Annotated in this window: 10 protein-coding genes; 3 read left to right on the plus strand and 7 right to left on the minus strand. The window is 34.0% G+C overall.

Translation table 11 applies throughout. The features are described from left to right. Window positions 1–39: 39 nt before the first annotated feature. From radA to panC, 7 genes are all read right to left on the minus strand, one after another. A complete protein-coding gene (gene radA / locus ITJ86_RS07535; RefSeq protein ID WP_195871025.1) occupies window positions 40–1,401 on the minus strand; it encodes a DNA repair protein RadA in 1,362 nt (453 codons plus the stop codon). A 64-nt stretch (window positions 1,402–1,465) separates the two neighbouring features. Continuing rightward, on the minus strand, window positions 1,466–1,618 hold the full coding sequence (locus tag ITJ86_RS07540) for a hypothetical protein (protein ID WP_195871026.1): 153 nt from the start codon (window positions 1,616–1,618) through the stop codon (window positions 1,466–1,468). After that, entirely contained in the window at window positions 1,605–2,792 is a 1,188-nt protein-coding gene (locus tag ITJ86_RS07545; RefSeq protein WP_195871027.1) for an alpha/beta hydrolase, read from the minus strand. Before ITJ86_RS07545 ends, ITJ86_RS07540 begins: the two co-directional genes overlap by 14 nt. A gap of 76 nt (window positions 2,793–2,868) precedes the next feature. Continuing rightward, window positions 2,869–4,017, minus strand: a complete 1,149-nt coding sequence (locus ITJ86_RS07550) for an alpha/beta hydrolase (RefSeq protein ID WP_195871028.1) — start codon at window positions 4,015–4,017, stop codon at window positions 2,869–2,871. 40 nt (window positions 4,018–4,057) lie between these two features. Next, entirely contained in the window at window positions 4,058–5,017 is a 960-nt protein-coding gene (locus ITJ86_RS07555; RefSeq protein WP_195871029.1) for a lysylphosphatidylglycerol synthase transmembrane domain-containing protein, read from the minus strand. A gap of 6 nt (window positions 5,018–5,023) precedes the next feature. Then, window positions 5,024–5,374 carry an aspartate 1-decarboxylase gene (gene panD / locus ITJ86_RS07560; RefSeq protein WP_195871030.1) on the minus strand — a complete coding sequence of 117 codons (351 nt, stop codon included), beginning with the start codon at window positions 5,372–5,374 and terminating at the stop codon, window positions 5,024–5,026. Window positions 5,375–5,387: 13 nt separating this feature from the next. Continuing rightward, window positions 5,388–6,239, minus strand: coding sequence for a pantoate--beta-alanine ligase (panC, locus tag ITJ86_RS07565; RefSeq protein ID WP_195871031.1), 852 nt, complete (start codon window positions 6,237–6,239; stop codon window positions 5,388–5,390). 109 nt (window positions 6,240–6,348) lie between these two features. Between panC and ITJ86_RS07570 the strand changes: the two genes are divergently transcribed. From ITJ86_RS07570 to glmS, 3 genes are read left to right on the plus strand one after another with little or no spacing between them, the layout of a single operon-like run. Next, a complete protein-coding gene (locus tag ITJ86_RS07570; RefSeq protein WP_195871032.1) occupies window positions 6,349–7,161 on the plus strand; it encodes a glycogen/starch synthase in 813 nt (270 codons plus the stop codon). Between the two features lie 8 nt (window positions 7,162–7,169). Continuing rightward, window positions 7,170–8,900, plus strand: a complete 1,731-nt coding sequence (locus tag ITJ86_RS07575) for a DUF4270 domain-containing protein (protein ID WP_195871033.1) — start codon at window positions 7,170–7,172, stop codon at window positions 8,898–8,900. A gap of 12 nt (window positions 8,901–8,912) precedes the next feature. Further along, complete coding sequence (gene glmS, locus ITJ86_RS07580; protein ID WP_195871034.1) at window positions 8,913–10,760, plus strand: glutamine--fructose-6-phosphate transaminase (isomerizing); 1,848 nt, start codon at window positions 8,913–8,915, stop codon at window positions 10,758–10,760. Window positions 10,761–10,815: the final 55 nt, after the last annotated feature.

The following is a 10,815-nucleotide window of genomic DNA, read 5'->3' on the forward strand; positions in this document are numbered from 1 at the left end:
CAGCTAGAAGACGGTTACGGTATTTTGGTTTGTAAGATGTTAAACGAGAAAGCTAACGACATCTTCGATTTTAGAAATTAATTGAATTTTAATACCCGTATTTTTTAACGCTATTTTATTGTATTTAGACACAAAAATGGTAGAAAACCCTAATTTTTCAGCTTCTAAAATACGTTGTTCTACACGTTGTACAGGTCTTATTTCGCCTGATAAACCAACTTCTGCAGCAAAACAATAATCACTTTGTAAAGCGACATCTTCGTTAGATGAAAGGATGGCAGCGACAACGGCCAAATCTATTGCAGGATCATCAACTGTTATGCCTCCTGTTATATTTAGAAATACATCTTTTGCACCTAAACGGAAGCCTGCTCGTTTTTCTAAAACAGCCAGTAACATGTTGAGTCGTTTGGCATTAAATCCGGTTGCAGACCGTTGAGGTGTCCCGTAAACGGCAGTACTTACTAAAGCCTGAACCTCAATCATTAGTGGTCGTAAACCTTCTAATGTCGCAGCGACTGCGTTACCAGATAATTCTTCGTCTTTTTCTGAAATTAGTATTTCGGAAGGATTGGATACTTCGCGTAATCCTGAGCCTTGCATTTCGTAAATCCCTAATTCATTGGTAGAACCAAATCGGTTTTTGTTGGCTCTTAAAATTCTGAAGACATGGTTTCGGTCTCCTTCAAATTGTAAAACCGTATCGACCATGTGTTCCAAAATTTTTGGTCCTGCGATATGACCATCTTTGGTAATATGACCAATTAACAATACTGGTGTTGCGGTTTCTTTAGCAAACTTTATAAGTTCTGTGGTGCATTCTTTGATTTGTGAAATACTACCAGCCGAAGATTCTATATAATCGCTATGTAAGGTTTGAATAGAATCTATGACCACAATATCTGGTTCTAAGGCTTCAATTTGCTTAAAGATATTTTGGGTTTTGGTCTCGGTAAGAATATAGCAATTGTTGCTATTAGGTTGAATACGTTCGGCACGCATTTTTATTTGTTTCTGACTTTCTTCACCTGAAACATAAAGCGTTTTGTATTTTAAATTTAAAGCAATTTGAAGTAAAAGTGTACTTTTTCCAATACCTGGTTCGCCACCTAATAATGTTAAGGATCCATGAACCATTCCGCCACCTAGCACACGATTAAATTCGTCATCTTGCATGTTTAAACGCGCTTCTTGAGACGTGTCTATATCGTTAATCAGTAATGGTTTTGAAACCCGTTTAGAGGTTGCTTTTGTTGGTGTTTTCCAATCGCTTTTTTCGGGTTTTTGAATCACTTCTTCGGCAATGGTATTCCATGCTTTACAAGAGGTGCATTGTCCTTGCCACTTGGCATATTGACTACCACAATTCTGACAAAAAAAGGTTGTTTTTACTTTAGCCATGTTCTAGTTTCAGAATCCCAAAAACAGGATTATTAGAGTTTGAAACAGCTAAATTAAGACAATTTTAGTTGATGTCTTTAAACCAAGCCATAATAGCTAAAACTTTTAATGTGGCTAATTTTGAAGGCATATTAGTAAGCAGAAATGCCTTTGTTTTACCATATAAAGCTTCGATAAAGTAATCGGATGATAATCTGTGTTTTCTAGTTTTCTTCATCGTCCTCTTCATTATCATCAATCTCTTCATCTAAATCTGCGACAGTTAATTCGTCAATTTTAGAAAAGATATAATCTCTGTTAATATGGCTTACATCGTTTAAGGTTAAAGCAGATTCGTACAGTTTTTTAGCCTTTTTAGTTTTACCTGATTTCTCTGCAGATTGTGCTAAATAATAGGTGCCCATTAAAGATTCTGGATGAAGCTTATTCGCTAAATTACCTAATTTCTGTAGTGATTTTAAATCTTCGCGTTGCTCCGCGATTTTTATCACTTTCTGTATTTCGTCTTCACTAATTTCTTTTTTAATACCGAATAACTTTTCTATTCTTTTATATCTGTCCGTTAAGTAATTATCTAAAGTCCCTTCATAAGGTAATACTTTTTCTTCCAATTCTTTTTCGCGTAATGGATTATAGATATCAAAAATCTTTTCAAACGATTTGGCCAAAGCACTTGTGACTAACGTGTAATGATTTTCGTCTTTGAAATCATCAAAATAATACGTGAGATTCTGATTGTCAACAGCCTTAATTTGTCCGTTTGTAGCCAGTATGTTGTCTCTAAGGAATGGAATATCTTTTTCTGCTGTGGCTAAATAGTAAAAAATATCTGTCTTATAAACCGCTAAACGTTTTGATATGAAATTGTTTAAGGATCCAATAAAATCTGGGCTAATACAAACATAAGCCTGAAACTCTAGATCGTCTTTAAACAAATAAGAGTTGATGAAATTACCCATATTATCATGACCTACGGCAACTCTAAACTTACTTGTGTTGTAGTTTTTGTCTATATAAGGTAATAGTTCGTCTGAAACGAAGTTGTGAAATCTAAGTCCGGATTCTGTAGGTAATCCTGTGGTTGGATCGTAGTAACCGTCGTAAAAACGATTTTCTCCTTGCATAATACCAACGATAATTGATCCTGGCATATTATCGAAGTAGGTTTGAAAATCTACTTGTCCTACTACGGGCTCAAATAAATAATCTCCATCAAAAACAATAATTACCGGATACTTTTGATCAGAATTTGGATCGTAATTTTTTGGGAGTTTAACTTTTAGCTTCCGTACGTCGCTAAGTTTAGACGAGGATATTTCTTGGTAGGTGACTTGCGCAAAAGACGTTACACAAATGAGACATGTTAGAACTACAAAAATAGTTTTTTTCATGATAAGTAGGTTTAGATTTGGGGTTCCAAACATACTAAATTGTCGTCAAATAGTCAATTTTTTTCGATGAAATGCATTATTCTTTCATTTTATCTTGAATTTCGTACATTTTATCGAGCATCATTTCTTTGTCTACGGATTGCGAAGGCTCTAATAATAAGCCTGATTTATAGCGTTGTAGTGCTCTTTTTAAATTTCCTTGTTTCTCGTTGTACATGCCATCATAATAGGCACTTAGCATGGATTTTGGAAAGACCTTGTTAATTAGTTTAGATAATTTTTCTAAGGATTCTAAATCTTCTTTTTTATTACTAGCTGCTGCAATTGCTCTAATATCGTTTTCTATTAATTTTTTTTCAAAACCATAAAAATGTTCGATATCTTCATATTTTTTTACCAAATAATCATAAGGTGACCCTTCGAAAGTGAGCACTTTTTCGGAATATTCTTTAGCATTAATAGGTTTAAAAAGTGTAAAAATTTGATTTAACGCTTTTGGAATACCTCTACCAACTAACGAATAATGATTGGCATCTTCAAAATCGTCAAACTTATAGAGAAAATTCTTGTTTTCTATAGTAGATATCATAGCGTTACTTTCTAAAATAGAGGCTCTAATTGCTTTAATATCCGCATCTCCCGTTGCCATGTAATAAAACACTTCTTTCTCTAATATCGATAAGCGTTGCTTTAATCTATTTATCATTTCTGGAGCAAAATCTGGACTTAATGCCACATAAGCTCTAAATATAGGGTCGTCTTTAAATAAGTAATAATTTATAAAATTAGCACTCAAATCGTGCCCAACGACGATTCTAAAATTAGAGGCGTTATAATTATCTTCAATAAACGGCAATAATTCGGCCGCCATAAATTCATAAAAGTCAGCACCAGAATGTAACGGAAGATTGGAATGATTGTCATAATAAAAATCATCTATTCTAGTATCTGCTTGGTTAATACCAACAACAATACAATCTGGAATGTCTTCCCAATACGACTGGTAATCTATGTTGCCCGCAACAGGTTCAAACAAATAGTCACCATCTAAAACAATGATTAAAGGATAGGATCGCTTTTCTTCGGGATTATAATTTCTTGGCAATTGAATTTTTAATTCGCGTTTACCTTCAAGTTTATAGGAGTCAATGGTTTTATATATAGCTTGAGACTGACTATTAAAGCTTATAAAAAGCGCTATAAGAAGTAGGTAAAAGTTCTTCATATTATGCATAATTAAAAATTTAAAGTACGATAAAAATAAATTATAATATTGTTTTCTTCCTATTATATATAGGTAAATATAACAATGATAACCCGCCAATAATAATAATTACTAGCGTTTGCGTTGACCATACTATCCAACCAAATGCTCTACTTGGGTCGTCAGCTATACCAAATAACGAAAAGGCTATAACAATCGCTTCGGGAAATGAGCCAATTCCACCATTTGTCGCTGCAATACTAAAACTAGACAATATAAATCCAATTAGAACTGCAGTTAATGTGATGTTCTGTAATTCGGGTAAAGCAAAAGTAGTTACATAAAACATAAGCACATACATTGCCCAAATAAACAAGGTATGTCCTATAAAAGCCCACTTTTTTTTCATTTTAAAAATGCTAAGTGCACCTTCTAATAGCCCAAATAAGAATCCTTTTACTTTTAATGCGAATTTAGATTTACTTTTTTTTATAAACAGAATTAACATTAAAGCTCCCAAAGCTAATACTGAACCTCCTAAAAACAAAGAGGTTGCATTGAATTTTTCTGCGAAAAAATTAAAAATGAACTCAAATTCTAATATAAAAGCTACTGTTATTATGGCTAGCAGCATTAAAGTATCTGCTATGCGTTCTGCAACGATGGTGCCAAACCCTTTATCGAAAGGGACGTCTTCATAGTTTTTTAAAATCGTTGCTCTGGCAACTTCTCCTGCACGAGGAATCGTAAAATTAATAAGGTAAGCCGAATACACCGCCATAAGGCTATTGCCAAATTTTGGTTTAAATCCTAATGGTTCGGCCATAAATAGCCAACGATAAGCTCTAGATATGTGGCTAAGTATTCCAAAAGTGATACCAAGAATTATCCAACTATAATCAGCATTTTTAAAGTATTGAACTAGGGTTGGAATAGAAATTTTTGATAAAGAATACCATACCAATCCAACGCCTAAGAGTAATGGTAAAACAACTTTTAGAATGGATTTAGCTTTGGCCACCTAGCTTTACTTAAGGAGGTTGGTAGCTTCGTCTGGGAATACTAAAGAAGGCTTAAATACTTTGGCATCTTCGATATCCATAATGGCGTAAGTAATAAGAATAAGCGTGTCTCCAACAGCTACTTTACGTGCTGCTGCTCCATTAAGCGTGATTTCGCCACTATTACGAGGGCCTGGAATACAATAGGTTTCTAGGCGTTCGCCATTGTCATTATTTACAATCTGAACTTTTTCGCCTTGTATAATATTAGCAGCTTCCATTAAGTCTTCGTCAATAGTGATACTACCAATATAATTTAGTTTGGCTCCTGTAACCTTTACACGATGAATTTTAGATTTTACAACTTGTATTTGCATACCACAAAGATAATTAATTTAAAGCGATATTGTCTATTAATCTTATATCGCCTGCATATACAGCTATAAATGCTCTATATGACTTTTGAGTTGATTTTCGTTTCACTGGCTTTAAGGTCGTTATGTCTGCAATAATAAAATACTCTAGCTCTAAGAGCGCCTGTTTTTTAAATTGAGAACGAACCCATTCCGTTACTGTACCTGCACTTTTTGTGCCAAACATTGTTTTGGCAGTATTTAGTGTTTTATAAATAAAAGGAGCAGCAGATCTATGCTCTGGTGAAAGTCTTGCATTTCTAGAGCTCATTGCCAAACCATCTTCGGCTCTATGGATTGAGCAACCGATAACATCTACGTCTAGATGGTGCAGTTCTACAAGCTTTTTAATTATTTGTAATTGCTGAAAATCTTTTTCTCCAAAATAGGCGCGATCTGGTTTAACAATTTCAAACAAACGTTTTACTATGGTTCCAACTCCGTCAAAATGTCCTGGTCTAAATGCGCCTTCCATTTCATGCTCTAAGCCATCAAAGGTGAAACTTTGAGATACAATGTTGTTGCCATAAATATCGGCAACAGTCGGTGAATAAATAATAATGTTATTCGCGCTTACTGTTTTTAATAAAGCAATATCTGCGTCTAATGTTCTAGGGTATTTTACGAGGTCTTCTTTATTGTCAAACTGTGTAGGATTTACAAAAATACTCACAACAACAAGGTCGTTTTCTTTTAGTCCGCTATTTACTAATGATAAGTGTCCATTGTGTAATGCTCCCATAGTGGGCACAAAACCAATAGACTTTCCTTTAGCTTTTAGATCCTTAATATGATTTGATAAATCGGTTTTATTCTGAATGTTTTTCAATGCTGTAACAAAAGTTTAACGCATGCAAACATAATATAATACTAGCAATCTGCACAAATTTTTGTAATTTTGCATGTTTTTTACCATTAATTTCAAAAGCAGCAGATTTATGAAAGATAAACGAATATTGTATGTGTCCTCGGAAGTTGTTCCATATTTACCAGAAACAGAAATCTCTTCAATGTCGTTTGAAGCGCCACGGATGGTAAACAAACAAGGAGGTCAGATAAGAATATTTATGCCTCGCTTTGGAAATATAAATGAAAGAAGGCATCAACTTCATGAAGTGATTAGGCTTTCTGGAATAAACCTGGTAATTAACGATTTAGATATGCCATTAATAATAAAAGTGGCTTCTATACCAAAAGAACGCATTCAGGTTTACTTTATTGATAATGAAGATTATTTTAAGCGAAAAGCAACCTTAACAGATGAAAACGGTGAGTTGTTTTCAGATAACGATGAACGTGCGATATTCTTTGCAAAAGGCGTTATTGAAACAGTTAAGAAACTAAATTGGGCTCCAGATATTATTCATGTTAATGGTTGGTTGGCGTCACTACTTCCGTTATACTTAAAAGAGTTTTATAAAACAGAACCTTTATTTACTGAAAGTAAAATAGTAACCTCTGTATACAATCAAAGCTTTGAAGGGACGTTAGATAAAGACATGATCTCTAAAGTTAATTTTGATGAATTAGATGCCAATGCAACAGAATTGCTAAAGCAGCCCGATTATATCAACCTTATGAAGGTTGCTATTGATAATTCTGACGCTATCATTAGAGGTTCTGAAGATTTACCAGAAGAATTAGATACTTATTTAAGTGATTTAACAAAACCTGTATTGGACTATTATTCAATTGAAGAATTTGCAGATCCATACACAGATTTTTATAACAACACTGTATTAAACAGTTAATATTACCTATGAAAAAGAATAAAATTGCACTCCAGATCTTATCATTTGGCCTTATTGTTTCAAGTTTTATTGCTTGTGACGATGATTTTGCTACTTTAGAGTCTGACCTTCTTAATAGTGACGTTGCAACAAATTTTGATATAGACTCTAATCAATATGATGTTATTGCCTATACCAAAGCCTTAAATCCTGTACAAACAAATCAACTTGGTTTAACAACCTTAGGTATTTACGATGATGCTTATGGAAGAACAACATCGAGTTTTGTAACGCAGTTAACACCAACAACGTTTAATCCCTCTTTTGGAGAGGATGCAAAGGTCGACTCTGTTGTTGTTACCTTGCCTTTTTATAGTACAATTACAGGTGCTGATGACGATGGCAATCCTACCTACAGTATAGATTCAGTACTCTCTAAAGGAGAGGGCTACAATAATATAAAGTTAAGCATTTTTGAAAATAAGTATTTTATTAGAGATTTTGATCCAAGTGGTGGTTTTAATGAAGGGCAAGCTTATTACTCAGACCAATCAGTTTCATCGTCAGAAACTATATCCACGACAGCCCTAGAAGGTGAGGAGCTTACTTTTGTAAAGTTTGATGAGGAAACAGGGAGTATAATGACTGTAGTTGATAATGAAATTGATATCAACGAAAACGGTTATAGACTAATGGATGTTAATGAATTAGATGAAAATGGTGATAAAACGTTATTGTCTACTCAAGCACCAGGAATTAGAATTATGTTAGAACCTTCTTTTTGGGAAGAAAAGATACTAGATAAAGAAGGAGATGCAGTTTTAAGTAACTTAAATAATTTTTCTGAATACTTTAGAGGTCTTTATTTTAAAGCTGAAGCTATAAATGATGATGGCAGTTACCTTATATTAAACACAAGTACTGCTAATAATGCCAACCTTACTATTTATTATTCAAAACTAACAGCGTCAACTGACGATGATCCTGAGTTAAGAGATAGTTCAACGTTTGTACTTAATTTTGGAGCTAATAAGATTAATTTTCTTGAAAACGATTTTACATTGCCAGTAAATGATGGAGATTCAGACCTAGGTGATGATAGACTTTACTTAAAAGGAGGGGAAGGAGCTATTGCAGGAATAAAATTGTTTGACGGTTTTAATACCGAAGCAGGTATGAGTAATTTTGACGTCTTTAGAAATGACTTTGTCAATTTGGAAAACGATAAGTACGTGAGTTCTAAGCGATTAGTTAACGAAGCTAATCTTGTTTTTTACGTTGACAGAGATCAGCTAGATTTATTAAATGAAGATCCAGAGAACGAGCCTAATCGCTTGTACTTGTATGATGTATCAAATAAATCGCCGTTAATCGATTATTTTTTAGATGCCACTAACAGCAATTTACCTTCGTTTTCTAAAGTTAGACATCTTGGTCCTTTAGAACGTGTAGATGATGAGCCAAGTAATAAAGGTGTAAAATACAAATTGAAAATTACAGAACATATCAATAATTTATTAATTAGAGATTCCACAAATGTTGAACTTGGTTTAGCGGTTTCTCTAAATGTAAATATTGAAGATCCTAGTGTAAGTTTTTCACAGAGTAAAGAGCTGTCAGATGATGATTTAGATGCAACAGTGCCAATAGGTTCTATTCTAACACCAAGAGGAACTATTTTGTATGGTAATAATACATCTGAAACTAATGAAGATAAACGTGTATATCTAGAAATATTTTATACAGAACCAAATTACTAAAAAAAGAAACCTATGTGTGGAATTGTTGGATACATTGGCCATCGAGAGGCCTATCCTATTGTTATTAAAGGACTTCAAAGATTAGAATATAGAGGTTACGATAGTGCAGGTATTGCATTGTATGATGGCAACGCTATAAAGCTATCAAAGACCAAAGGCAAAGTGTCTGATCTTAAGGACAAAATAGATAATGAAATTACCACAGACGGAACTCTGGGTATTGGTCATACACGTTGGGCAACACATGGTGTACCAAACGATGTTAACTCTCATCCTCACTATTCTAATTCTGGAGATTTAGTAATTATTCATAACGGAATCATTGAAAATTATGATGCCTTAAAACAAGAATTAATTAAACGCGGTTACACGTTTCAGTCAGAAACAGACACTGAAGTTTTGGTTAATCTTATTGAAGAAGTAAAGAAAAACGATAATTTAAAATTAGGTAAGGCAGTACAAATTGCTTTAAACCAAGTTGTCGGAGCTTATGCAATTGCTGTTTTTGACAAAAATAAACCAAACGAAATTGTTGTGGCAAAACTCGGTAGTCCGCTAGCAATAGGTGTTGGTGACGATGAGTTTTTTATAGCAAGTGATGCTTCTCCTTTTATTGAATATACAAAAAACGCCATTTATCTTGAAGATGAACAAATGGCAATCATTAGAAGAGGCAAGGACGTCAAAGTACGAAAAATAAAAGGGGACGCTCTCGTAGATCCTTATATTCAAGAACTTCAACTTAATTTAGAGCAGATTGAAAAAGGTGGTTACGACCATTTTATGCTCAAGGAGATTTATGAACAACCAAGTGCTATTTTAGACACCTTTAGAGGACGTTTATTAAGTAATGAAGCGATCGTAAAAATGTCTGGTGTTGAGGATAACATGAAGAAATTCTTAGCCGCTGACCGAATTATCATCGTAGCTTGTGGTACATCTTGGCACGCAGGATTAGTTGCAGAATATATTTTTGAAGATTTAGCAAGAATCCCAGTTGAGGTAGAATATGCTTCAGAATTTAGATACAGAAACCCAGTAATAACAGAGAATGATATTGTTATTGCTATATCTCAATCTGGTGAAACCGCAGATACTTTAGCAGCTATTAAATTAGCAAAATCTAAAGGAGCCTTTGTATTTGGGGTTTGTAATGTTGTTGGTTCCACTATTGCTAGAGAAACAGATGCTGGTGCGTATACGCATGCTGGGCCAGAAATTGGAGTGGCTTCAACAAAAGCATTTACAACGCAGATAACCGTATTAACCTTAATGGCATTACGTTTAGCAAGAGCGAAGGGAACAATCTCTAGTTCAGAATTTAGACATCACCTTATTGAACTCGAAACGATTCCAGGAAAAGTTGAAGAAGCTTTAACGTCTGATGCTTACGTAAAAACTATCGCTGAAATTTATAAGGACTCTAAAAACTGCCTGTATTTAGGACGTGGATTTAATTTTCCTGTAGCTTTAGAGGGAGCTTTAAAACTTAAGGAGATTTCTTATATACATGCTGAAGGTTATCCTGCCGCAGAAATGAAACATGGTCCAATTGCACTTATTGATGAGCAGATGCCTGTAATTGTTATTGCAACAAAAATGGGACATTACGAAAAAGTAGTGAGTAACATCCAAGAAATAAAAGCGCGAAAGGGAAAAATTATTGGTATTGTAACAAAAGGTGATAAAAGTGTAAAAGAAGTAGCAGATCATGTGATTGAAGTCCCGGAAACAATAGAATGTTTAACTCCTCTATTAACTACCATACCTTTACAGTTATTGTCTTATCATATCGCTGTAATGTTAGAAAAAAATGTAGATCAACCGAGAAATTTAGCAAAATCGGTTACTGTAGAGTAAAATAAGCCCATAAAAAATAGTTAAAAACGCTTTAAGTTTGAGTAATCCTCAAATT

The sequence above is a fragment of the Winogradskyella marina genome (assembly GCF_015645385.1).
GTDB classification, from domain to species: domain Bacteria; phylum Bacteroidota; class Bacteroidia; order Flavobacteriales; family Flavobacteriaceae; genus Winogradskyella; species Winogradskyella marina.

What these genes read in the sequence shown, in the direction of transcription:
- radA (WP_195871025.1), bottom strand. Translation starts at nt 1,401, where the DNA reads ATGGCTAAAGTAAAAACAACCTTTTTTTGTCAGAATTGTGGTAGTCAA.
- ITJ86_RS07540 (WP_195871026.1), bottom strand. Translation starts at nt 1,618, where the DNA reads ATGAAGAAAACTAGAAAACACAGATTATCATCCGATTACTTTATCGAA.
- ITJ86_RS07545 (WP_195871027.1), bottom strand. Translation starts at nt 2,792, where the DNA reads ATGAAAAAAACTATTTTTGTAGTTCTAACATGTCTCATTTGTGTAACG.
- ITJ86_RS07550 (WP_195871028.1), bottom strand. Translation starts at nt 4,017, where the DNA reads ATGAAGAACTTTTACCTACTTCTTATAGCGCTTTTTATAAGCTTTAAT.
- panD (WP_195871030.1), bottom strand. Translation starts at nt 5,374, where the DNA reads ATGCAAATACAAGTTGTAAAATCTAAAATTCATCGTGTAAAGGTTACA.
- ITJ86_RS07570 (WP_195871032.1), top strand. Translation starts at nt 6,349, where the DNA reads ATGAAAGATAAACGAATATTGTATGTGTCCTCGGAAGTTGTTCCATAT.
- ITJ86_RS07575 (WP_195871033.1), top strand. Translation starts at nt 7,170, where the DNA reads ATGAAAAAGAATAAAATTGCACTCCAGATCTTATCATTTGGCCTTATT.
- glmS (WP_195871034.1), top strand. Translation starts at nt 8,913, where the DNA reads ATGTGTGGAATTGTTGGATACATTGGCCATCGAGAGGCCTATCCTATT.